Origin of the sequence: Westiellopsis prolifica IICB1 (assembly GCF_004323185.1) — a bacterium.
In the GTDB taxonomy this organism is placed as follows: Bacteria; Cyanobacteriota; Cyanobacteriia; order Cyanobacteriales; family Nostocaceae; genus Pelatocladus; species Pelatocladus prolificus_A.
In genome coordinates this window covers 110,855-134,437 of record NZ_NAPS01000005.1, presented here as the reverse complement: position 1 = coordinate 134,437, position 23,583 = coordinate 110,855, and the positions used below count along the sequence as shown (strand labels likewise).

Below are 23,583 nucleotides of genomic sequence, written 5' to 3'. Positions count from 1 at the left end.
ACGAAAATATCAAGTTATTCAAGCTGTTTATCTTCCGTCTAGTTAATATGCTGAAAACAAAACTGTCAACCATTTATAAATGTAACTTATTAATTACTGCACTGTTTTTATAAATATGACAACAAAAAGTATCCTATCTTACAAAAATCCGCAGCGATCGCCCTTTCGGGAAAAGTTTGTGATCTACTGATATTTGGTTGGGTGTGGAAAATATAGCTTTCCTCAAAATTGCTGTTCACTATGATCGCGATACCAATATCGGTTTTATTTCTCGCATCGTCAAAGAACACTTGGATAGGAACTGGGAGACTTTATACGCTCCTCAAGTAGCAGCTGATAATTTTGAAAACTGGATTTAAAGGAGTAATAACAATGCAAGCAACACAATCTGAACTAACCTTAGAAAAAGTTAACCAAGCTGTCGATGCAATTCTCAAAACTCTGGGGACTCCAGAGTCAGAATTACATAGCAAAGCACTAGCAGCTTTTGCTAGTGGCGACCATCAAAGTGTAAAACGTCTTGCCTCAACCAATCTCACCGATAACTATTGCAAAGCGTTGGGATATTTAGGGGGTGCGTTGAAATTGACTCCCAATACCGATACTATCTTGGCAGAATCGGCACGGGCAGCCGCCGAATTTGTCCGCGAGAAAACATTGCACCAACTTGGAGAGGCGATCGCTGTTGCTCTGAACTGACATTCCCGTTGACGGGAATTCAAAATCATCCCCAGATAGCTTTCTGGGGATTTTTTTTATTAATTTTCCTTACCCACAAGTAGGGATAGCAGGTGGTATTTTTGCATTGCTTCTCATGTTTATTGTTAAACATAAAGTTTAAGCATAAAAACCTTCACTTGTGAAAACTCAAAGTGTGTTTTCACAAGTGAAGAAAATGGAACTTTCAATGAGCGTAAACGTGAATCAAAAGTCAAAAATGATAAGTAAACCTCAAGTTCACACACCCCACAGCGGTTTTGCCGTGTTGCATAGCAAATGCTAAGAATCCCGCAACTAAACTTATTTTTGGGTGTGATCACAGTTATTCTAGGAGAAGATAATATGCCTAGACACAACATAACTTCACGTTGACTCAAAGCAGGCTTTATTTCTGCATTTGGACCAATGTGTTGTATTCCGAACCATACAAACGAATAATGTTTCCTTGGGAAGCACACTCTCACGACGAGAATAATGCTTGAAGCGATGGTGAACTCTAAGAGGGGAACCTAGCATTAAGAGAAAGCCAAGGAAAGCGTTTAAACACCGCAACCACTTTGTTGTGAAATTTGACGCGCTCCGACCTTTTTTGATGTGATCGCCTGTTCAACAAAACAAAGAAATGGAGAGAAGGCAAGGTTTAACGATTATGCCAACCTTAAAAGTGGAACGATATTTACTCAAAGATGGGGCTTGAGAAACTCAAAGAGCAATTATCCTCAGAGATTCGAGAGGTAATTGCAACGACAATGCGCGATGCTGCGAATGAGCATCTGGCTAAAGTCTACCGCTAGTACTTACGCGGACTGCCACCTGATATGGCTGTTCGCAAGGTGAAAACAGATTTGGAAATATCTGAAAATGCCATCAAGTCACGAGGGCGAGTCGGAAATTGGTAATGGATGGATAAAGCTAGGCGATCGCATGAGCGGTTAGCGCACAGGTGTGATCGCCGTGTTTGGTGTTCATATGGTTAATTTCACGTCAACTACTTGGCTGCTCCTTGTTGCCACTACCGTCTCCATGCTGTTTTCCAAAAGTGTTATCTCGGATATCTAGCAATTCGCTAGTATCAATTAAATGCCCGTCATCAGGATGTTTCAGCAAGCGGTCTAGCTGAACTACGTGTTTATTTGAGGGATAATTCCCTTTGATATATCTCTGAAGAGAGTCAGTATCAATACCGCTTCTAGTAGCTAGTTCATTGATATCGCCCCAGGCGTCAATAAGCCACGCGATGGTTAAATTTTTGGGTCTTTCTTTGGGATTGGCATTTACAGCCTGCCATTTCTCAAAGGCTTCACTTGTAATCTTTTCTACCAGACTAGATACAGTTCTTTTTTCTGCCCTCGCCCACTTAGTTAGCCCCTCCTTTAATTCTTCGCTGCAAACAAACATGATTCTCGGTCGTTTGTGTTTTCCCATTACTAATAATTGTTAAATACAGCGTCAGCAAAAAGATGACGCCAATACCAGATTAACCGTATCAACCTAGTACTCACACGTTCTTTTTATGAAGTTATATTAAAGCGTCAACTATTTTATTGTTGGCGGTTGACAGCGGTAGACGCTACTGTTATTATAACGTTTAAGCGAGACACAAAAAGTCGTGCAAGTTCCTAGAGCAAGTTGAGAAAATTATCCTCTAGGCCTGACCCTTGATAATTGGAAAGTGAGACTTAAGCGCTCAAAAGCTGAATAGATTTGTAGAAACATGGCAGCGAGGTTGATTAAGTTCCCTCCTCCTAAAGTTTTAAAGGGATATTAATATGCCTAGAAAATCGAAAAGACGTGCGATTACGTGCGTACGCCACCCGAGTACGCAGTTAGAGAGCAACGGCGAGAAAACTTACTTGCCAGGTGGAAGCTGGCTGGAACAATTTTGGTGTAGCGAGTGCCAAAGCATTGAATGGTATTCGGTGCAAGGCAATCGCACAAATGGGTTTACCGCCAGGCTTGCTCAAAAATCGGAGATGCTTGGTAGCGTGAGCGTTGATGGTAATCCATCAATCAGCGAGTACAGCAAGCGTTGTAGTCGCGGTGGGTACGGAGTGCTTAGGTATGTTTCGTAATGTGTGCTTAATTATGTCACAAGATCCAGACAGAGGTAGCGGAAGATAATGTCTATTGACATTGGGAGCTTGGATTCCCTGATCAAAAATTTTTAATGCAAAAGTAAAGACTGGCAATTAAACGTAAATTTCACATAGCAGACAGTTAATTGACAGTCAATTGAAAGTCAATTAACAGTCGATTGAAAGTCAGTTGAAAGTAAGTCAATTGCTAATCAAGAGTCAATCAATTGTAAGTCAATTGCTAATCAAGTGTTAATCAAGAGTCAGTCAAAAGGAGGTAAAAGAATTGACAAGAGCCTTGCCGATTCTAGATTTCAGGCTTGATGACCTAGAGGAAGTAACTACAAAAGTCTATTTAGCGCAGAGCCTTGGGATATCCAGGCAAACGCTTAATACCTATCACGAACTGGCAACACTCTATATAGATGGCTTCATCCAGAATTACCCAAAAGTAGGTGATAGAGTTTATACAAGAGCCGGGATGAATAAGTATCAATCTTGGGTACTTGGAAAGCTTATCTATGAGGGAATGAGGCTAGGTTATAAGGTATTAGAAGCCAAGCTAGAAGATAGTGAATTTGCGGAAAACTTTTCTTATTGTGAATACATAAAATCAATGAGTGGTAACTAATCATGAAAGTTGTTGAATTTGCCAAAAAGCACGAAATAACTGTCAATCAAGCCAAAAAAGCTGTGAAAGTAGTGCTAGGAGTAGATGTATCCAAAGATAGGACTCTAACACCTGATGAGCTTTCCAGCCTAGAAGCCGCATTGCTCTCTTATAAATGGGGGGAGCAGCAACATAAGGCATTACCTTTGGGGGTTGTCCAACCGAGCCAAAACGGTGTCCAAGCGCTTGGAGCAATAACGCCTGAAACTTTTGCAGAGCAAACAGTCCAGCCAGATATCCAAACAATCCAGCCAGATATCCAACCCGATGAGCATTTGAACAATAATGTCCAATCCGTCCAACCCGGTACTGAGGAGACTTTCAGCGACAAGTTAGAGGTCGAAAATGTCCAAACTGATGTCCAACCACGTCCACAACTGGACAGTAATATAAGCTCAAATGACGAGGTAGCAAGCATTCCAGTCAACCCAGAGGAATTGGACGAAACGCCTATCGAATTGGACGTTGATGTCCAACTCGACAGTGAAAATGTCCACGACCGTCCAACTGAAAACGCTCTCCCAGTAAGCAATCCAGAAGATGCAGTCGGTCGCATCCAACGTCTTGGTACAGCTGAAAAAGACCTCAGAGAGGGTAGTGTCCAGCTAAAAACCGAAATTTCAAAAGCTCAAGGTAGAGGTGCTGGCGTTGCAACTGGACTGGCATTCATGCAGGGACTGTTGGAGGGTGAACAAGAAGTCCTCGACATGTTCACTAATCAATCTTTGGAAGTATTCGACCAACTGCAAACTACCATTGACCAGCAGGTTGCTGACATCTCCCAAGGTACGGGCGATTTGCTGGGAAAGATATCTTCACAGCGTGCCAAGAATCAAGAGCGATTGCAGTCTATCCGCAGCCGGGTAGCCAATCTTATACACAAGGCATAGAAGATATGGCGAATATTTACCATATACACCTGCATACTGCTGCTGATATTGGGGAATTGAGAGCGTTAAGTGCAGTAGCAACGGCACTAGAGCAGAAACAACAAGCACAAAATACTCTTGCAGATGCTCTGAAGTGGGGAGTTTCTCTAGCGGCATTGGGTGTAGCGTTTGGATTACTGGCTACGACTCCCCTAATCATCCCTGCTGTTGCAACATTCGGAATCACATTTTTATTAGGAGTCGCACATGAAACTTACCACGCCTAAATCGAAATTTAACCTCGTTGCCTTCTCTGCCTATATAGCCGTCCTCTATTGTGGCAGTTACTACCTCTCTAGCAACTACAAAAATCTAAATCCAGGATTGATAGGCATGGGTGCATCAATGGCAATTGGTGGCGGTGTGTTGGCGTTTGTGAAGAAGTAGAAATGCAAATGAAAGACAAAAGCATATCGCCGTATCTAGAGAGGCTTTCCCAACAAGATATCAATATCATCAAGGATTGGCTCTCTGGACTTAGGGGAACAGGAGTAGAAGGAGAAGACTTATGCAGTGAATTGGGGAAGAGATATTGCTCTTTTTACGGCCGCCCGAATGAATACACTAGTTGGAACATGATTGGCGCTAGTTTGATTTATTATTTTGGACGCGCTGACAAGTAGCGGAACGCGAGGGCGCTCTCCTAAAGTATTTTTTGGAAAGGACTAACAAAAACACATAGCGATCGCACAAGTGTGTCCGTAGCGATCGCTGGTGTTGAAAAAAAAATGGTGTGTTGGTTAGTCACGAGGGTCTTCCACATACCAGAATCAATAGGGAGCATGGAGGATTATGATACGGCAATTACAGCGAAAACTAGATGAAACAAAAGTTGCAAACCCAGCAAGTGCAAAAATTTTATGCTGGTTGATTCCAGCATCGTGTCCCTTCGAGCGAACTATCACAATATTTGCACACACAATTCATATACCAGCGATGTGCAAGCTCAATCCCTTATACGAACAGCTGGTGAGTTTACGTTTTCGGGCGCTGGAGTATTTAGCGCAGCACTAAGGGATTAAGCAAAAATAAGTTGGTCAATAGTCCAATCATCAAGTCTTGGGAGTCACAAATATGGTCTTGGCAGTTTCCACAATTCCCCAACAATCTCTAGCCTCTGAAGGGTTCTCACTCTTTGAGAACGGAACAACCGCCTATATCAAATTCGCTCGTTGGTTGAAACAACAGCAAGAAACGATGAAGCCCAAAGCATTCAAAGCTCTGCTTGCTGAGTACGGGATGATTCGTCGCGAGGCGACAAAGTTTATCAAGTTAGCTAAGGTGAGCGATCACTTTGTGCCAGAAGACTTAGCCAAGCTCGGTTTGATGATGTTCTCGCTGTTGACACCACGCTACAAAGAGCTTTGGTCAGAGATGTTGGACGGTCGAGGGTCTTCCACGTACCAGGATGAGGCGGGCTTAAATATACCCTGCGACATGCCAACAGTACCAAACGCCAAGACCTCAAAGCCCGCCTCATCCTGGAGGGGACAATGCGATGGGGATCTGACCCAAGAGTTGGTGGATGGACTCAAAAAACAGATGTTCCCAACCAAAAAACGGGAGAACAAGAAGCAATCGTCCATAACGAGCGCGATTCATAACCAAGAAACTCAAGCACGGGTAGAAAAAATCGCCTCATCAGAAGGAATTAGCCTTTCTGGGGCAGTAGATAAGGCACTTGATTACTATCAAGCCTTTGCCGAAGGGAGACTGGTTTGGGCAGAAGGCAAAGACTTAGCGGATGTAGTTGCGGTTAGCTCAGTCTCACCAGGGGCTAAGGCTCCTTGTTCTGAAAATAGCTCCCTTGAAGAAGAAGCCAGCTTACCAATTTTGATAGAGTCTCGATCAGAAGCACAAGTAGCAGATGTTAACGAATCCTTGCAAACAGCGATCGCATTAGTTAACTCCGAAGAGGCTCAATCCCAGGATGATCTAAGCATGGGGGAAGTTGCAGACGGGCAAACGCCCTCTGAGGCAATTGCAATAGTAGGAGCCGAACAAGATGAACTAGAGCAATTCATCACAGCTGAAGAAGTAGCACTCCAGCAATGGGGGTTATCCCTTGGTGATACTGTCGTTTGGGCTGATGAGGAACACGACTCAATGATGGCAGGACGTATCTACGATGTCACTGTTGATCAAGCCCTGGTGGACTGCGGACTACAAAACCCTGTAGCTGTAGGTTATGCCCATATAAAGAAGATTACTCCTGAGTCTATAGAGTCGGCCTTGAGTGATGGTAGAAGCCCTCACTCCCAGATATTGATGAAGGCTCGGAATGTAAAAGCTCTGTGGAATGTCAATTCTATACAAGCTGAGGCTAGCCTGAATGAACTACTCAAGATCATTGGTCACAAGTTAAGAAAAAGAGCCAATTGTCAAGGGGGTATGTCAAAAATCGGTAAAATAGGCGCTCAAGCTATATCCAAAAAGGAATTGAGACATCCCTTAAACCCACATGAGTAGCACCAAGAGCATTAACCGAGACCATGCGAAGAAGAAGAATCGTCCGCAACTGGAAAATGAAGCGATCGCCAGTCGGTTAGAAAACCTATTAACTCCAGCCATCGCTGCCCAAAAAAGCTACTACCGCCAACTGAAATTAAGAGACAGGATTCTCAACCTACCATTAATGGTGGCCGCCGTATTAACTTTATTGTGGCGAGAAGTTCCTGGGGTACAAGAATTAACCCGATTATTAAACAGAGAGGGATTTTTGTGGTGTGAACCCCAAAAAGTTAGACAACAAGCATTATCGCAAAGATTTTTAACTTTTCCTGCCATTTTATTTGAACGAGTCTTTAAAGAATTACTACCTCATCTGAGAAACGCATGGTCTTTGAGAAGCTCTCGACCATTACCAGAAAGCATACAATTTACATTAAAAAGATTTGAAAGGATATGGATAGCAGACGGTTCAACATTGGAAGCATTATTCTGTAAACTAAAAAGTTTAGAAGATGCGCCAAAGGGTCAACTAGCGGGAAAAATGGGAACACTAATGGATTTAGTAACTCATCTCCCTGTAGAAATTTTGTTTTGGACAAATCCCAAGCAAGCAGATACTCATTGGGAGGGAGATTTACTTAGATTAGTGAAAGCCAACACCTTATTGCTGCTAGATAGAGGCTTCTATCATTTTACTTTTTGGCAAGAACTAATTAACAGAAAAATTGATTTTATTACTCGGATAAAGAAAGGGGCATCTTATCAAGTAGAGCAGGTATTAACCAGTAGTTATGACATCAAAGACCGTATTATTAAGATAGGTTCTGGCACAAAAAAAACACCTATTGTCACTGTAAGGTTAGTAGAAATTCGGTCAGGAAAGACATGGCATTCCTATCTAACTAGTGTACTTGAACCCCAAATTTTACCCCCTTATGTAGTAGCAGATTTATATCGAAGACGCTGGCGAATTGAGGATACGTTTTGTACGGTGAAACGCTTACTATGTTTAAGTTATTTATGGACTGGTTCTCTCAATGGAGTGCAATTACAAATCTGGGGAACTTGGCTATTTTATGCGATTTTAGTAGATTTAGGAGATGGAGTAGCAGATGAATTAGAAATACCGTTCGAGCATATTTCTTTAGAGATGATTTATCGAGGTATGTATCATTTTTCTGTAGCTTATGAAAAAGGATTAGAGTCAGACCCAATTAAGTATTTTGCTGACCCCAAAAATCGGGATTTAGGAATTGTCAAGCGAGAGCGAAAACCTAATACCAGGCTGATTGTCTCCCCCTTTCCTGCTACTCAACGAAGCCCCGAAGAATTTTTTTTCCAACCCTCCCTTAATAAATAGCGCCACATTTTAATTTTTCACTCCGACAAATACGAGCATTTGTACTTATTGACAAAAGTGCTTTTAGCTTAACTTGTGACCAATGGAGTTGGCATTGGAAAGTTTGGATAGACAAGCAGGCAATGTCAGAGGAAAACCGTCTTTTATTTATACCTGGAGGTAAAGACTATCTGAGTGAATCAGAGCTAGAAGTCAATAGTTTTGATCACAAAGAAATCCCCACTAATCCTGTAGAAGAAATTGCAAAGGTTTTTCGCAATGCATCGGACTGGGCAGAAATTAGAACGGCACTTCTAACTTACGGATATGAACATAAACAAGCTGCCTGGAATCTTCTATTTGAACAAGAGAAACAGCGTTTTCTTTCGTTAATGCCTCCTGCTGTAAGAAAGCTTTCTAAACTAAAAAAACAAGGAATAATTCTTGACTTCAAAGAAGATATGACGGGTGAAAACTTCTTCATAAAGTTAAAGTCAGGAATTGAACAGGAAGTATCGTTAGCTAGCCTTGATGAATTTGTTCTTGAATTAGAGCTGTTCTAGTAATAACAACAGGAGCCTGGTGCAAATGTTTGATTACAAAACTTTGAACACGGAAAGCATATACCAGATCAATGGCGAGAACGGAGAGTGGCACTATAGTAGTTACAATCAGGGAGTTAGAGGCAATAAATACATATTCTGGCGTTTTGCGGTAAATAATTCTAAGCGCAGAGTTAACCTTGCTCTTAGTCGGGAAGCAGTACAACGCAGAGTTACCCAAGAAGTTAAAGCGTTGGATTTGAGCAAATAGGTGTAATAGCGACACTTCAGGCGAAAAGATGAATTGATGCAGGAGAAAATTTAATGAAACCACTCAATTTTGAGCCAGGACACCATTACAAAATTACTGGCTTTGAGCAAACTTGCGTATTTAGTCGAATGAATATTGAGTTAGGTCACACTTGTTATATTTTCTGGCAATACGTTAATGGCAGAAAAGTTGAGATTAGATTGTCACGATTTAGTGTAGAGAGAAACGTTTCTAAGCTCACTCATGTTTGAAACTACCTACAGTGGCTACAAAATTGAAATCACTAAACCTACAAGTACCTATGCCTACTACGTTAGGGGTGAAGATTTAGATGATTCAGAGGGAGGATCTCCCTAAAGCTAAAAAATTATTTGGGAAGAAACATGTTTGACACCACAGAGCTAACTAAAAACACTCTCTACCGCATTCAAAGTAAATCAGGTGATTGGAGGTATAGCCACAAAATATCCGGTGCGTATCCCAAGTATGTATTTTGGAAGTTTGCAGACCGTTGCCCCAACACACGGGTAAGTATCGAGCTATCTCAAAAAGCAGTGTTGGACAAGGTTTGGGAGTCCGCATCTCAAACACAGCAGGTAATTAGATCAATCGATATCACTCAGCTAGAGGGCTTTGTGTCGTGAAAATAATGGAATTTTTTAAGTGCGATCGCACTGAGTTCCAATCAAATGCGATCGCACCGATCCACCCTAAGTCCAAGGAAGGAATACATGAAGATTATCACTCAAATTTACAAGCATCAATACTTTCCAGTCTTTTTAACTCTTTTGGGTGCTGCTTTATTTCTCTACGGGGTAATCGTACAGGCATCTGAGAAATGTTCTCCGGGTGGAGGCAGGCGTCACGAATGCATCCAGATGATATCCGATTAAGTAAACAGGGGCAATTAAGCCCCTTTATAGTTAACAAACTTAAGAGAATTATGGCAACTAAAAAGAACCCGATTACAGATCCAGATGGAAGTAAAGCGGCAGCACAAGCAGATAGAGTAGCCAGACAGAGAATCAAGGAACGATTCTCAAACCCGCTGGAAGCGGCTCAAAATACAGTTGAAGCAGCTAATAGCGCAGTTAAAAATGTAGCCAGCACTGCTCAATCAGTCTCCAATGGTGTTAATGCTGTATCTAATAACTTTAAAGCAGTACGTCGAGCATTCGATGGCGGGAGTGAATTAGTAACCTCAAGTTCTGATGATTCGTTTGCCAAAGCCGAACAAATAGCACAAGGATTTGGTATAGCCGACATTTCTCCAAAAGAGCTAATGGGATCTGACCCTTACGCATCTGATGCCCCAATTCCAGAGATGACCGCAGCAGAAGCTAACCGACATAAGCTCACGATCCAGCGCCAAAACAACGCTTTGGATGTGCGGTTAGAAAAGATTAAGCAAGGTAGAAAAGTAGTCCAACTAGCAACAGAAAACCGACGATTAATCGGTGAGGTAGTTGGTTTCCACACTGCCGGAATCGAGGTTGGCTCCAAAATAATTGACAACCAAATATCTGAAACTAACTATCGCGCCAAGCAAAGCAAGCTTGAGCAGACAGAAGAACTGTTAACTCAACAAATAATAGCAACGCAAGGAACGGTTAATTTAACAGAGGGGATTCGCTTGGAGTGGAATCTAAAATTTGAACGTCAACAAGCAAAGAATCAAGGATTGCGTCTGGAAGTAGAAGGGGCAGTTAGGGATGCAGAGATTAAGCGTCAGGAATTAGAAGCTAAGTTATTAGAGGTTTAAAACGATGAATAATATTAACTTTGCAAACAGTAAATTAATTACCATTGCAAGTGGGTTAATCTGTAGTGTTGCCTTAATAAGTTATTTTCGCGCAGACTCTTCAGCTAAAGAGCTGGTTCTAAATGTGGCATTGAGTAGTGGTGCGATCGCGGCAACCGCTCACCTATTAACAAAGCATCACTCAGAGTGTGGCAACCAGCAGCTTAAGGAAATAGTAGAGAAAATAACAAAACCGCTCCAGCAACTGGAATCCGAGAACAAACAGAAGGATTCAACATTGGTAGAACTACGACAGTTGTATGGGGAACGCACCAATGAGCTAGAGAAAATTCGTAGTCAATTGCAGTCCACCCGTGAGGTGATCAGGGTGTTAAAAATTCAGTTTGCGAGTAAAACTGAAGAATTGGACGCAAAGCTAAAGGCAGAAGATACCCGTGTACAAGAGTTTTTGAGCAAATTCAAGCAACAGTTGACAGAAGATATAAGCTCTCGTATACACCGTGTATACAACCAGTTAGCAGAGTCAGTAAAAAGCAAGATTGGCAGTGATGATTATTTAAGTATTCATGCCCAACTACAAAAGTTTAGTACCAAGTTAGATGATTTGTATGCACAACACAGTGATTTATTGCTAGAAATTGCAGATTTAGAGGGAGATGATATTATTACCCTTTCAATCAATATCTACTCTCAGATATGTGATGAAATCTCAGCTTTACGGGTACGATGGCGCAATCTTTTAAATATTCATGAGCGACGGGATATGAAAGATGCCTATGAAATCTTAGGACACGTTAGTAAAACTCATACCCCGATCAGCAAAGCACAAGAGTTAATTAGGGAACAAGCAAACTACCAGCGTCAACAACTAGAGGCAATTTACGGCAAATCTATAGAGAATGACCAATCATTAGAACAGCTAAAAAGCCAAGCTCAGGACTTACTCAACCAAATAGAAGCCAAAAATCTGTTGATAGCAGAACTTAAAAAGCCGTTGAAGTGGACTGGTGCCACACGAGACGATTTAAGAGTAGGTAATGTGATCATCAGTTATTTTGAATCATTGGGAATCATCCTAGATCGTGCAAGCAGCAATTATCAAAAATGGGATGCTGTTGTATCCTTTCACATAGACCGGAATAGCCGGGTTATTCTTCCTAAAGAACTTAATGAGCATAGCGAAAAGTTGCAGCAACTGAGCCACACTCTAGCCCCAATCACATTTAAATGGGATGCAGAAACAGGCATGATCACAGCATATTTATTGTTATCTAAAAAGCCACAAAAAACGGTAGATGATGAAGTGATCAATGATGTTCAAAAATTTATCAAACCTCCAGAGTCACTGATTGAATTTGTAAAAAATGCATATCACGTAGGCATGTGGGCGGAAACTGGAGGCGGGAAATCAACCGCGATTTCTAATGTCATTGGTGGCATGATTCAAGAGTTAGGGGGAGAATCAGGCATGGGGGAAGGGAGCTCTGAGCAGGGGGATAACATTTCTCCCTTGCAAAGAGCACCCTGCACAAGAGCCTCTTGTACGCCAACCATTAGGACTACAATTCCCAAAATAGATGTAGACACAGCCAAAATTTTCCCCCACGTTGACTGGCTGGGTGTTCCGAATTCTGTTTTTGGTTTGTTAGAAGCAGCGCTAGAGATTCAATACCGCATCCACGTGAATGAGCAAGCATTTTTAAAAGGGGAGGAGATAAAAGATTTTGACCCGATACTATTTTTCATAGATGAAATCAATTTAATATTCACCAGATGGAAATCTATAAACGAAGCGGATTTAGAGAATGTCCTAGATCGCTTTGCGGACACACTATCTGGAGAAAGATTAGAATATTTCAACCAGTTCATGAGGATAGAGCTAGGCAATTACAAGCAGCAGTTTGCTAAGAAATTGCTATTGTTCATCTGGCAAACAGGGCGAAGTCTCAGAGTTAAATCTTTGATTGCTGGTCAAAACCTCCAGCCTGGTAGTTTTGGAATGATGGTCAATGACCTAGCCAACTGCGCCTATATTTCCTTTGGCGACAGCATTAGAAGTTGCCAAAAATACAAGGTTAGGGACATTGACGCTGATTTAATTTCTAAAAATAGCAATCTCCTGCAAAAGGCACTAAAAACTGACCCGCAGTTAAAATACACGGCGTTATACTGTCCCACCCAAGGTGAAGCATTTTTTGGCACTCTCCCCCCGCCAAATCACTACCAATGGGATAAAGATTTGGTGCGGACAAAAATGTCCAAAACCGTCCAAAACGTTGGACAAAATGCGTCCAATGATGCGTTCAATTGGACAGAATCCAGCAAAGTTGTCCAACTGCGTCCAACTCTGGACACCTCACAGGGTAAAGGATTGGACGTTTTTAAAGATGCGTCCAACCTACCGAAAAAGTTTCAAAATCTCTCATATGAGGCATGTGTCCAATTGTGGATGGAGTTGCCCAAAAAACCAGACGGAAGTGTTCACAAGACGCTGGCTTATGAGAAAGTTTTTGGAGTTTCGCGAAGTGGCGATCGCAAAGTAGTCTCAGATTTTATTGATTGGTTGGAGGGGAATTTTAGTTAAGGAAAATGGGGAATCAATGCTCAAGCACTACACCACGTACATCCAAAGAAATGATCACGAGCCAGGGTACATATACTTAATGGAAGCTGTTGGATATCACGGAATAATACCAGGATGCTTTCTCCGTCGTTGTAAAATTGGTTTAAGTCGTAATCCACATCTGCGCCTTCAAAATTTTCACGACAATCAGCCGCCGTGTGATATCAAAATCTTGAAAACTATTTACGTTGAGGATATGGAAGCAGTTGAGACAGAATTACACCGACAGTTCAAAGGATGCCAGGTGAAATTAATCAAGTCTCGCGAATGGTTTGATTTGTACCCCTGGCAGTTTGCAATGGTTCATTGGTCAATGAGTCGTTACGGGGGCAAATCTCAGAAAAAGGGGAGGCTTCTATTAGGAGATCCAATTGGCCCGCAAATCAATCACTTTGTTTTAAGCCTCCCCTTTTTCTTTAGCCAAATGCGTGACGATTCCCGTTCAAGTGATAGCAAGTTATCAGTAAAGTTAATTCTGGCTTGCTTGTTTGTACTGGCAGGAGTAGGGGTGATGCTAGGGCAAGAGGTGAAGCAGCAGGTGCAGCAGCCAGTTGTGGAAATTAAATCAAGGTAAGCACTTACTTACGGGCGGTAGTTGATTAATTTTCAAAAAGCATAAAAATCTACGTTATAGACAATACCATTATCGAAATTTATTTTTGCAGAACTCATCTTTCCAGAAGCTGGATCTATAAATGCGTTCTGATACTGCCAAGATTCCAGCATCTCGCTGCTGCTGGTTGAATTAGGCCTGCCGATGGCTTGAATCACTTGTTGTTTGGTTTTACCTATAACAGAAGAGCGAAAATCTTGTGAACTTGACTTAATAGGAGTAGGCACAGCTACACTCTGCTGTAAGAGTGACTTAAAATATGGTTGAAGAATTACAATACCCGACACAGTAATCGCAGCTATCAAAAACATAACTCCTGCCGATAAAGCTGTTTTACCTATTTGTGTGTTCCCCTTTGGCAACTGGTGTTGTATTGTCTGATGTTTTTGTTCAAGGTTTTCAATAGCTTGATTCACAATATGTGGAGGAATTCCTGCCTGGGAACAAGCTTGTTGTAGCTCTGCGAGTGAGTATCCTTGTAAGGCTTGAGAGTGTAAGCGAGCAGCTTCAGCTAAGATTTCAGATGCCATATGATCACAAACGCGATAATCTGAGTCGCTCATAAACATTACCTCAACTGAACAAGTATTCCCAAAAAAATTGAAATCAAAACCGTCAAGGCACTTACTCGTAATAAAATGCCCAGCCGTATTAAATATATTTTGGCCAAGCCCAAAGATTTAGGCGCTTTCGCCCTTCAGGCGAAAGCGACGGCTGGGCATTTTATTATTTGGAGATCCCCAATATTGCTCTTGCATGGATAATTTTGGCATAAAAATGAAAAAAATTGTTATAGTAACTATTTTTGGATCAGTTCTTATTCCTTCAACTGCCTTAGCGCAATCAAATTTGTGTAGGCGTCCAAATACAATGGACACATCTTGGATTGGAAATGCTATTTACAAAGATGTGCCTGTCTGTAAGGGTACTCCAAATAAAGATTACCGAGAATTAGATGTAGCTGAAAACACGAGAGAGCTAATCAGATACTGGGGTAATGGATTCAGAAATAATGGTGGTTTTGACAATTCAAATCCATTCAATACCAAACTTGAAAATGGTGAGCCTAGAAACAAAGCATCCATGTAGGAAGGGCGTTGGTCAACCTTGCTAAATGATTTGTGCGATCGCCTGTCGCAGACTTCAGGATATGGAAAGCATTCAAGCTACGTTCAACACTAGTAACTATCCAATGCCTAATACCCAGTTTGTAAACACTGTAGACAATCTGTATACAAAACCATGAACTACCAAAAAACTGATGAATTGGTACAAGCTCTAATCAATGACAGCATCACATTTGAAACTGTCAAACGTAGGCTTGAAATTGCTAAATCTGCACTAGTCAGATTGTCGGCAGAATGCCCTAATACCTTCAATTATTTATGCCGTTCTGACGTGGAATACAACTTGTGCAATGCTCTAGAAGCTTTAGATGATACCGCTTATAAATTCAATTTGGAAGGAAAAGCTAGATTTCTGGATACGCCGGAATCACAGCCCCCAATCAGAATTAGGCGTATTACTTGGAAAACGAAACTAGAAAATTTCTTTATATCTTGCACCTATGGTTCTCTACTTGCCACCGCAATCATGGCTAGTTCAGGCACTTGCCAAGAATAAATTAGCCCAGCCGTCGCTTTCGCCTAAACGGCGAAAGCGCTTAAATCCTTGGGTTGAGCCAAAATATTTTTAATACGGCTGGGCTAATTTATTTATTGGATTTCCCTCATGTCTTGGTTTTTGGGGATTGAGCCAAGCCCGACCTGATATCCCCCAACTTGAAGTAGCCACCAATTACAGCAAGGGGCTAGGTATTTTCAGTTTCAGTTTGGTGCTTCTCTGTGCCATTGGAGGAGGTGTAGCCGCTGGTTTAATCGATATGGAAAACAAGGAGATTGACTTAATGAATATTGGCGAAAATCAAATGTTTACTACTAACTACAAAGGATTGCAAATAGAAATTTTCCTATCTGATGTAGGTTATGCCTTTGTAATTAGAAAAGATGATTTTGAGGATATCGAAAAAGGGCATAGAACACCCAAAGAAGCATTACTTCAAGCAAAAAGATTAATAGATGCTGGAGAGAAATTTAGCGAATGCTATTAATCCTTTCCAAAAAAATAAAATGTCCAGCCCTGCGTTCCCACCTGGGTGAAAACGCTTACCAGTCCTTGGACGCTCGCCACAATATATTTGATAGGGCTGGACATTTTATTTCTTGGAGATCCCTCTCTCGAACTAGTTATATAGTAAATTAACTAGTTAAATAACTTCAATAACTAGTTAGATTAGTTTTGATTATTTAGAACGAGTTAATTTTGCGAAAATATTTATAACTAGTTAATAGACGGAAGCTAACAAGTTATATATAATAGAACTGGTTAAGGAAGCGAGGGGAATGAGGGTCTTCCACGTAGAAAAAACAGGCAGGCTTCTATGGGATATCTCTCTAACCCAACGATTAATCAAAGGGTTTCTAAGCCACGGGAGCCGAAACCTAGAAATAGGCAGGCTTTTAAAGAAAAAGCGACTAGTCCTATTAGCATATCGACCATACCAAGAAGCCTGCCTATTTCTTTAGGCATCTTCCAAACCTGTTTTTTTGGGGACAATGCAAATGAGCAAAGCACTGGAAGAAAAAATCAAGGAACTATTCGAGGCAACCAAGGATTTGCACAGCTTTGAGGAAATTAAACCCCACTGCGAACAGTTCAACGAATGGATCAGCACTCACATCAGCTACAGCGAGAAATCACTCGGCACTTTGTTAAGTCGTTGCGGTTTGTACAAACTTTTTAAATCAATCCCACTGGAGCAAGGTAAGAACGCTGATTTAATTGCCAAGCATGACGCGGAAGGAAAAGTTAAGGGTTACGAGCTAAAGCACTATGTCCCCTTGCTCTGTGGATTGAATAAGGAGCAATGGGAGAATCGCAATAACTCAACTCGTACCATAGACAGGTTAGAAAATGGTAAGGAGATTGACCCAGAGCGGTACATAGAAACAACTGAAAAATTGTTAACCAGTGAAGACCCTCACGAATTAGCAGTAGGACTGATAGCTGCAACGGGGCGGCGTCCACATGAAATATTAGCCCGTGCCAAATTTAAGCAAGTTCAAGGCAAGCCATACAAAGTAAGTTTTTCAGGACAAGGCAAGAAACGGGGTGAAAAACCAGTATTTGAGATTGATACTCTCTTCCCTGCTGAGTACGTCGTTAAGTGCCTAAACAAGCTTCGCTTTGAACCAAGTACAGCCCAATTATTGAAAGAGGTTAAAAACGAATTCCCTGATAGCATCACACGCCAAAACGTAGAAATTGACAAGCGTCGTAACGGTTCGCTCAATCGTGTAGTTCGTGCCTATTTTGGTGAGACTGGACAAAATAACCCAGTACTGAGCTTTAGACATGGAGACAAGCAGGACAACAACAAAGCGCTAAGGGCAGCTTGTGCGGTTCTTGTGACAGAAAGAGAGTGCAAAGGTTCTTATGGTGCAAAGATTGTGTATGCTTCCAAATTCTTGGGACACATCAGCAAACAAGTAAAGAGCGATCGCTCGCTAAATCACCTAGTTACATCAGCTGGATATAGCGATTACTACGTTACAAAGCCAATCCCTTACCCAAGTATGAGCGAACAAAAAATAAGTAGTACCAAAGTAAGTGCCTATGATCTGGAAAAAATCAAGGAACTGCAAAAAACTTGGGGATTACGTAGTCAGCATGAAGTTGTGAGTCGGCTGCTCAAATCATCAGAAGAAATCGCCAAACTGCAACGCCAATTACTTGAAGCACAAAGCCAAATAGCACAATTAGAACAAGCCAATCAGGAGTTAAACGAGGAGATGGAACAAATGCCACAGCAAGAAGTTGCCGCAGAACCTGCAACTCGTAGTGAAAGTGAAAACCTAAACGAACGGATCGAGAAGCTAGAACAACTGGTTTATCAGTTGGTGGAAAAAATAGACACAAAAGCATCTGTGGCAGGTGTAGCGACATTGACAGCCATACCAGTACCACGAGTGGCAATCAAGGTAGAAGCTGATAAAGATTGGTCAGATATCCCAAGTGAGGAATTAAAGGGTAGTAAAGCTAGAGGTGCAGCAGATGAAAAGATTTTGCGGTCATTTCAGGCATTAGCAAATTACAACGATAATGTAGCCGCATCGAATTCAGAACGTTGGTACATAGGTAATGTGACATTAAGGCAGTTGTCAGGGTGCAATGGTCAGTTAGTAGGCGATTGGATCAAACGGCATCAACTCTCAGTAGATGATCACAACAATAAGTATGGCTTGGGGCAATATCACAACAAAGGACGCGGTGATGTCACTAGTGTAGTTAGTTGGTAGTGCCTAATGTGCATTTAAAGGGAACTCTTAAGAGGGAACAGGCAACAGTGAACCCATTACCTAATCACCTGCACATCCAAAGACAGATTGAGCGTCGCCCAAGCGCGGTCACTGGTCAAAACGGGAACTTCCAATCGCAGTCCCAAACTCAGACAAGCGCGATCGCCCAAAGACAACCCTACTTGCCGTGTTTGCGCCCACAATTGTCCGGTTATTTCCCCATCCTCCGGCGTAAACGGCTCCACCATCAAACCAAGGGACTGCAAATCGTCCAGCATCCCATCGACCTCAACTCCTGCTGCAATCGATTTCTGGACGACCTCCGCCCAGTTGACACTAGACATAACCGACTCCGCCAACACCCTATCCACTGCATCGCCCCCTGGTTCATCCTTCAAATAAGCCAACAACGCCGAAGCATCCAAAACAACTGTCATTCAAGCACTTCCCTTTTGGCCGCTTCACGCCGTTGGGCGATTAATTCATCCACCAAACTGCGATCATTCGGCAGCTGTGCAAACCGAGCCTTCAGCCGTTGCTTCACCATTGCTTGCTTTTCCAACACCAATCGTCCTGCTTCTGAGCGAGCAACTAGTGTATCTCCCTCCTCAAAACCCAGTAACTGCCGCAATGCTATCGGAATCACCAACCTACCTTGGCTACCCAAATGCACTTCTACCGATTTAGACAATTTATCCATACGTCCTCGCAAGTGCCACAAAAAAATAAATGTGGCACATGTTTATAGTATATGGCATTTTCGTCCATTCACCCCACGATCTGCTAGATGATACTTGTAACGAGTTATACCCTAAACGGCTAAAACATGGACTTTTTTAGGTAGTGGTAAATATGTATTGATAATAAATTTAGGCACTCCTACAAGAATTATAATAATGAATAAAATACCTGCGGAGCGCCAATATGGTTTTCTAGCTTTTTAGAGAAGGATAAAGTCTTTCTAACCAAACGAGAAATTCTTTGGCGCATTGTATGATTAAAACGTTCAATATGGTTAGTCTTGCCACTTTTTTTCCCTACTGGCTGATGACGTTTGTTAGGAATAACTTGTGCATAAGCAGCCCAAAAATCTGTATAAAAAACAGCGCATTGACGAATCTGCCTGCGCGACTAATAATATTAAAAGCTGTGGCAGCAGCCATCGGAGTACCACGCTCAGAAACAAACAGGTAAGGGGAAGCAGGATATGAGCGTTGTAGTTGTCGTAGCCACCTCAACTCTCTGGCACGTAAAGGATGCGTTGAACTGATACCATGTTTGAGTCGATTGATATGAATTGTGCCACTAGAAAAATCTACCTGCTCCCATCGCAGTGCTACCAATTCTGATACACGTAGACCGTGACGATAAGCCAGTAAAATTAAAGTCGAATCTCTGTGACCATGCCGCCCTGTTGATGAGGCTGCTTTAATCATGGCTTCAACTTCATTGGGTAGCAGATATTCTCGTGTGCGTTTCTCTAGGTTCGTGACTTTTTTGGGTGGAGCAGTATGAGTCATAAAAACCAACTTGCCCATAAAAGGTAATTGGGTACTATGGCATTGGGTACGACACAATCAACTCCCCACACATTCCATGTTAAAAACTTGCCCATAAACAGTTCTTTTTGGTAATGTTTCTCTACATAAACTCCAACTCTTGTGGCTGATTGGTGATATATATCTTTTGAAGTGTTAAATCGCACAAAAACATACTGATGGTGACATCGATAGAACGTACCGCTTACCCTCGATTTAAGCGTCAATTGACTGCCAAAGAACTCACCGAAATTTACACACCCAACAAGAGCGAAATTGCTTTTGCTTACGCTACAACTAAGGGTGAAAGTAATATTCTTAACCTAGTATGCCTATTAAAATCATTTCAGCGACTAGGCTACTTTCCTTCTCTAATAGATATTCCTCTCAAAATCGTTAATCATATTCGCAGCAATTTAAAATTCTCAGTTGATACTGTTTTGGGTTATGAAAATCGCAAAACCATGTATCGTCATCGGACTGCTATCCGTGAACACCTCCAGGTAAATCAATTTAATCAAACTGGGCTACATATAGCTATAAAAGCAGTGAATGAATCGGCGACTGTTATGGATAATCCTGCTGATTTAATGAATGTAGCCATTGCTGAATTAGTTAAAAATAGATATGAATTACCAGGATTCAACACATTAAATAGATTAGTCCGTCGAGTGAGAAATGTCGTAAATCAAAGATTATTTTCCCTCGTACTGAGTCGCATCTCGTCAGATTACCAAGAACGCTTGCTGGACTTATTAGAGCGTCATCCACTTGAGTATCAAACCTCATTCAACAGCCTGAAGCAACTACCTAAAAGCCTTACTCGTAACAATATCAATGACTTTATTGTACATTTAATCTGGCTGGATTCTTTGGGTGATGTTAAGCCAATAATCAAGGATATTACCACTGCCAAAATTCACCATTTTGCTGCCGAAGCACGGGTGTTAGATGCCCATGAAATCAAGGATTTTAGTTTATCCAAACGGATTACTTTGATTTTATGCTTAATTTATGCGGCGCAAGTGACAGCACGAGATAGTTTGGTTGAGATGTTTTTAAAACAAATGCGCTCAATCAATAACGACGCTACTAAAGAATTAGAACTTATCAAAAAGAGAATTCAAGAAACGCAAGAGAAATTAGTTGGTGTGTTGACTAATGTTATCCATGTGTTTATGGAGGAAAATCAATTAAATCATGAACCAGTAGTCTCTCACCCAGAGATTGAAGCATCCGATAGTTATTTATCTAATTCAAAGGAGCAGATAACCGAATTAAATCTCTCTACCGAGTTAACAACAAATCAGGGAATATCTCTGTTTCATAAACTAAATAATGTATTTATTCAAGACGGAGGAGCAGAGCAACTGCTCTCGGAATGTGAGGCTATGAATGCTTATAGGGGTAATAATCATCTTCCTCTAATTTGGAAATTTTATAAAAATCACCGTCGGACATTTTTCCGCTTAGTAAAAGCGTTAGATTTCAAATCAACTACCAACGAACAAAGTGTTATTGAAGCATTGCAATTTGTCCTAGAGAATTCTCATCGTCGAGGAGAATTTCTCAAAGCAAGTATTGAACTAGATTTTATTTCAGAACAGTGGCGAAAATTAGTTATAGTCAAGCAAGGAGAGAAAACCAAATTCGTTCGGCGACACTTCGAGGCTTGTATTTTTTACTACCTAGCAGCCGAATTAAGGTCAGGAGATATCTGCGTTGTTGGTAGTGAAGATTACGCCGACTACCGCGAACAATTACTGCCTTGGTCAGAGTGTTTGCCGTTAGTTGACCAATACTGTGAGAATTTAGGCTTTCCTAATACCGCTTGTGAGTTTACCAAGACACTAAAATCCTGGTTGACGGACACGGCGGCTGCTGTGGATGCAGGTTATCCCAATAACCACCAATTTATTATTAATGATGAAGGCGAACCGATACTCAAAAAGTATCAGCGTAACGAGTTGAGTGTTGCGGCCAAAGCTTTAATAGAGAAAATCGAAGAATGTTTTCCAGAAAGAAATTTAATCGATATCCTCAGAAATGTTGACTACTGGACAAATTTTACCCGTCACTTTGGTCCACTGTCAGGTAGTGATCCTAAAATTGAACGTGCGACGGAACGTTATCTTTTGACGACGTTTACTTATGGTTGCAATTTAGGGCCGACTCAAGCGGCCAGACATATGCGAGGTATTGTCACCGCGAAGGAACTGGCATTTGTCAACCGTCGCCATGTAACTGTGGATAAGCTCAATGCTGCATTGGTGGATATTATTAACCGCTACAATGCTTTAAATCTGCCGTCAGTTTGGGGTGATGGTAAAAGTGCGGCGGCAGATGGAACAAAGTATGAACTCTACGAAGAGAATTTACTGTCTGAGTATCATATTCGCTACGGTGGCTACGGAGGAATAGCTTACCACCATGTCTCTGATACCTATGTGGCTTTATTTAGCCAGTTTATTTCTTGTGGTACTTGGGAAGCTGTTCATATCATCGAGGGGTTGTTAAAAAACTCTTCCGATATTCAACCCGATACAATTCATGCTGATACCCACGGTCAATCAACACCTGTGTTTGCATTGGCACATATGCTGGGAATTAAGTTAATGCCTCGGATTCGTAATTGGAAAGATTTAAATTTTTATCGTCCTGACAAAGATACTGTTTATCAGCATATTGATTCTTTGTTCTCGGAAACTATTGATTGGAAGCGGATAGAAACTCACTGGCAAGATATTTTACAGGTTGTTTTATCAATTCAAACAGGTAAGGTATCGAGTACAATCTTATTACGTAAATTGGGAAATTATAGTCGTAAGAACAGGTTATATCAAGCTTTTCAGGAATTAGGACAAGTAGTAAGAACTGTTTTCTTGCTGCAATACATATCGGATATGCAGCTGAGAAAAGAAATTACTGCTGTGACGAATATTGTGGAAGCTTATCATAAATTCTCGAAGTGGTTTTTCTTTGGCGGCTTTGGGGTTGTGATGAAGAATGACCCAATTGAACAGGAGAAGGTGATTAAGTATAAGGATTTGGTAGCAAATGCTGTTTTGTTTCAGAATGTTGTTGATTTAACTGATATATTGCGGGATTTACAGAAGCAGGGATATTTGATTAGTCGTGAGGATGTGGCGGTTGTGAGTCCTTATATTACGGCTCACGTTAAGCGGTTTGGTGATTACTTGATTGATATGGAGACTGTGCCACCTTCATTGGATGAGGTCGAAAGTTTAGTGCTTGCTTAAGCGGGTGGAATCCTTGTAAATGACAGGTTTTTTGTTTACTTCTTAACAAAACTTTACAACGTGTCCCATTTTGCACGTATCTCGGCGGCCACCCTCATAGAGATTCAAAAATCGGCTTAAGGCACTGGCGGACTTAGTTGAACTGTGTTGTGGCAAGGGATAGCCTTTTGCTTCTAAAAACAATCCCAACATCGTCCTTAAGCTTTCCTGTTGGTAAGCAGAAGGTACGAGTGACGCTAAAGTGTAAACTAGCTCTTGGGCGTGAGCAAGAAGATATTTCATTGTTCTTGCTAATAAATCAAATGAATACGCCCAATTCTGCCCATATTTAGGTCACTTTAAGCAATAAGAGCAGCAGATTTAATTGTACTGGAGACCAATTAATTGACTCATGAAAATGATAATCGCGCTTTGGGGGTGAGTGGGTGAGCG

General features: G+C 41.5%; 25 protein-coding genes and 2 pseudogenes. 20 read left to right on the top strand and 7 right to left on the bottom strand.

Going from position 1 to position 23,583, the window contains the following annotated elements:
• The first annotated feature begins 203 nt into the window (after positions 1–203).
• Together B4U84_RS28520 and B4U84_RS28515 are read left to right on the top strand one after the other, a co-directional pair.
• Positions 204–359, top strand: coding sequence for a hypothetical protein (locus B4U84_RS28520; protein WP_242677751.1), 156 nt, complete (start codon positions 204–206; stop codon positions 357–359).
• 13 nt (positions 360–372) lie between these two features.
• The gene (locus tag B4U84_RS28515; RefSeq protein WP_017308015.1) at positions 373–699 is read left to right on the top strand and encodes a hypothetical protein; all 327 of its coding nucleotides are present in this window, start codon (positions 373–375) and stop codon (positions 697–699) included.
• 1,005 nt (positions 700–1,704) lie between these two features.
• On the opposite strand, the gene B4U84_RS28510 is transcribed toward B4U84_RS28515, so the two are convergent.
• Positions 1,705–2,118, bottom strand: coding sequence for a hypothetical protein (locus tag B4U84_RS28510; RefSeq protein WP_017308016.1), 414 nt, complete (start codon positions 2,116–2,118; stop codon positions 1,705–1,707).
• A 963-nt stretch (positions 2,119–3,081) separates the two neighbouring features.
• Here B4U84_RS28510 and B4U84_RS28505 point away from each other — a divergent pair.
• The 13 genes from B4U84_RS28505 (at position 3,082) to B4U84_RS28435 (ending at position 13,956) form a co-directional block, all read left to right on the top strand.
• On the top strand, positions 3,082–3,426 hold the full coding sequence (locus tag B4U84_RS28505) for a hypothetical protein (RefSeq protein WP_131121439.1): 345 nt from the start codon (positions 3,082–3,084) through the stop codon (positions 3,424–3,426).
• A gap of 2 nt (positions 3,427–3,428) precedes the next feature.
• Positions 3,429–4,355 carry a hypothetical protein gene (locus B4U84_RS28500; RefSeq protein ID WP_131121438.1) on the top strand — a complete coding sequence of 309 codons (927 nt, stop codon included), beginning with the start codon at positions 3,429–3,431 and terminating at the stop codon, positions 4,353–4,355.
• A 5-nt stretch (positions 4,356–4,360) separates the two neighbouring features.
• Positions 4,361–4,621 carry a hypothetical protein gene (locus B4U84_RS28495; protein ID WP_131121437.1) on the top strand — a complete coding sequence of 87 codons (261 nt, stop codon included), beginning with the start codon at positions 4,361–4,363 and terminating at the stop codon, positions 4,619–4,621.
• Positions 4,622–5,186: 565 nt separating this feature from the next.
• Positions 5,187–5,408 (top strand): Mo-dependent nitrogenase C-terminal domain-containing protein, encoded by a 222-nt coding sequence (locus B4U84_RS28485; RefSeq protein ID WP_131121435.1) that lies wholly within the window; start codon positions 5,187–5,189, stop codon positions 5,406–5,408.
• A 60-nt stretch (positions 5,409–5,468) separates the two neighbouring features.
• Positions 5,469–6,863: an Alr2735 family protein gene (locus B4U84_RS28480; protein ID WP_131121434.1), complete on the top strand. Its 1,395-nt coding sequence runs from the start codon at positions 5,469–5,471 to the stop codon at positions 6,861–6,863.
• Positions 6,856–8,205 carry an IS4 family transposase gene (locus B4U84_RS28475; protein WP_131118587.1) on the top strand — a complete coding sequence of 450 codons (1,350 nt, stop codon included), beginning with the start codon at positions 6,856–6,858 and terminating at the stop codon, positions 8,203–8,205. Before B4U84_RS28480 ends, B4U84_RS28475 begins: the two co-directional genes overlap by 8 nt.
• A gap of 122 nt (positions 8,206–8,327) precedes the next feature.
• Complete coding sequence (locus tag B4U84_RS28470) at positions 8,328–8,747, top strand: hypothetical protein (protein ID WP_131121433.1); 420 nt, start codon at positions 8,328–8,330, stop codon at positions 8,745–8,747.
• A gap of 25 nt (positions 8,748–8,772) precedes the next feature.
• On the top strand, positions 8,773–8,997 hold the full coding sequence (locus B4U84_RS28465) for a hypothetical protein (protein ID WP_017308827.1): 225 nt from the start codon (positions 8,773–8,775) through the stop codon (positions 8,995–8,997).
• A 53-nt stretch (positions 8,998–9,050) separates the two neighbouring features.
• Positions 9,051–9,248 (top strand): hypothetical protein, encoded by a 198-nt coding sequence (locus B4U84_RS28460; RefSeq protein ID WP_131121432.1) that lies wholly within the window; start codon positions 9,051–9,053, stop codon positions 9,246–9,248.
• Between the two features lie 398 nt (positions 9,249–9,646).
• Positions 9,647–9,832: a hypothetical protein gene (locus B4U84_RS28450; RefSeq protein ID WP_131121431.1), complete on the top strand. Its 186-nt coding sequence runs from the start codon at positions 9,647–9,649 to the stop codon at positions 9,830–9,832.
• Between the two features lie 108 nt (positions 9,833–9,940).
• Complete coding sequence (locus B4U84_RS28445) at positions 9,941–10,759, top strand: hypothetical protein (protein WP_131121430.1); 819 nt, start codon at positions 9,941–9,943, stop codon at positions 10,757–10,759.
• Between the two features lie 124 nt (positions 10,760–10,883).
• The gene (locus B4U84_RS28440) at positions 10,884–13,343 is read left to right on the top strand and encodes a synaptonemal complex protein 1 (RefSeq protein WP_242677750.1); all 2,460 of its coding nucleotides are present in this window, start codon (positions 10,884–10,886) and stop codon (positions 13,341–13,343) included.
• Positions 13,344–13,359: 16 nt separating this feature from the next.
• Positions 13,360–13,956 (top strand): GIY-YIG nuclease family protein, encoded by a 597-nt coding sequence (locus B4U84_RS28435; RefSeq protein ID WP_242677749.1) that lies wholly within the window; start codon positions 13,360–13,362, stop codon positions 13,954–13,956.
• A gap of 32 nt (positions 13,957–13,988) precedes the next feature.
• On the opposite strand, the gene B4U84_RS28430 is transcribed toward B4U84_RS28435, so the two are convergent.
• Positions 13,989–14,558, bottom strand: coding sequence for a hypothetical protein (locus tag B4U84_RS28430; protein ID WP_131121428.1), 570 nt, complete (start codon positions 14,556–14,558; stop codon positions 13,989–13,991).
• A 193-nt stretch (positions 14,559–14,751) separates the two neighbouring features.
• On the opposite strand from B4U84_RS28430, the gene B4U84_RS28425 reads away from it, so the two are divergent.
• The 4 genes from B4U84_RS28425 (at position 14,752) to B4U84_RS28410 (ending at position 18,353) form a co-directional block, all read left to right on the top strand.
• Positions 14,752–15,084 (top strand): hypothetical protein, encoded by a 333-nt coding sequence (locus tag B4U84_RS28425; RefSeq protein ID WP_165490387.1) that lies wholly within the window; start codon positions 14,752–14,754, stop codon positions 15,082–15,084.
• A gap of 153 nt (positions 15,085–15,237) precedes the next feature.
• Positions 15,238–15,618 (top strand): hypothetical protein, encoded by a 381-nt coding sequence (locus B4U84_RS28420; protein WP_131121426.1) that lies wholly within the window; start codon positions 15,238–15,240, stop codon positions 15,616–15,618.
• Between the two features lie 127 nt (positions 15,619–15,745).
• Complete coding sequence (locus B4U84_RS31810) at positions 15,746–16,105, top strand: hypothetical protein (protein WP_242677748.1); 360 nt, start codon at positions 15,746–15,748, stop codon at positions 16,103–16,105.
• 511 nt (positions 16,106–16,616) lie between these two features.
• Complete coding sequence (locus B4U84_RS28410; RefSeq protein ID WP_242677747.1) at positions 16,617–18,353, top strand: protelomerase family protein; 1,737 nt, start codon at positions 16,617–16,619, stop codon at positions 18,351–18,353.
• Between the two features lie 56 nt (positions 18,354–18,409).
• Here the strand turns inward: B4U84_RS28410 and B4U84_RS28405 are convergent, their stop codons facing one another.
• The 4 genes and pseudogenes from B4U84_RS28405 to B4U84_RS28390 all read right to left on the bottom strand — a co-directional run bounded on the left by B4U84_RS28405 (position 18,410) and on the right by B4U84_RS28390 (position 19,873).
• On the bottom strand, positions 18,410–18,790 hold the full coding sequence (locus B4U84_RS28405; RefSeq protein WP_016863830.1) for a type II toxin-antitoxin system VapC family toxin: 381 nt from the start codon (positions 18,788–18,790) through the stop codon (positions 18,410–18,412).
• On the bottom strand, positions 18,787–19,053 hold the full coding sequence (locus B4U84_RS28400; RefSeq protein WP_016863831.1) for an AbrB/MazE/SpoVT family DNA-binding domain-containing protein: 267 nt from the start codon (positions 19,051–19,053) through the stop codon (positions 18,787–18,789). The genes B4U84_RS28405 and B4U84_RS28400 overlap by 4 nt, the downstream gene beginning before the upstream one ends.
• 169 nt (positions 19,054–19,222) lie before the next feature.
• Positions 19,223–19,469 (bottom strand): annotated as a pseudogene (locus B4U84_RS28395) (IS1 family transposase); the annotation flags it as partial.
• The gene (locus tag B4U84_RS28390; RefSeq protein ID WP_131121424.1) at positions 19,391–19,873 is read right to left on the bottom strand and encodes a tyrosine-type recombinase/integrase; all 483 of its coding nucleotides are present in this window, start codon (positions 19,871–19,873) and stop codon (positions 19,391–19,393) included. The gene B4U84_RS28390 and the pseudogene B4U84_RS28395, both read right to left, overlap by 79 nt.
• Positions 19,874–20,073: 200 nt before the next feature.
• On the opposite strand from B4U84_RS28390, the gene B4U84_RS28385 reads away from it, so the two are divergent.
• Positions 20,074–23,151, top strand: a complete 3,078-nt coding sequence (locus tag B4U84_RS28385; RefSeq protein ID WP_131121308.1) for a Tn3 family transposase — start codon at positions 20,074–20,076, stop codon at positions 23,149–23,151.
• Positions 23,152–23,224: 73 nt separating this feature from the next.
• Here B4U84_RS28385 and B4U84_RS28380 read toward each other — a convergent pair.
• Positions 23,225–23,433 (bottom strand): annotated as a pseudogene (locus B4U84_RS28380) (IS701 family transposase); the annotation flags it as partial.
• Between the last annotated feature and the right edge of the window lie 150 nt (positions 23,434–23,583).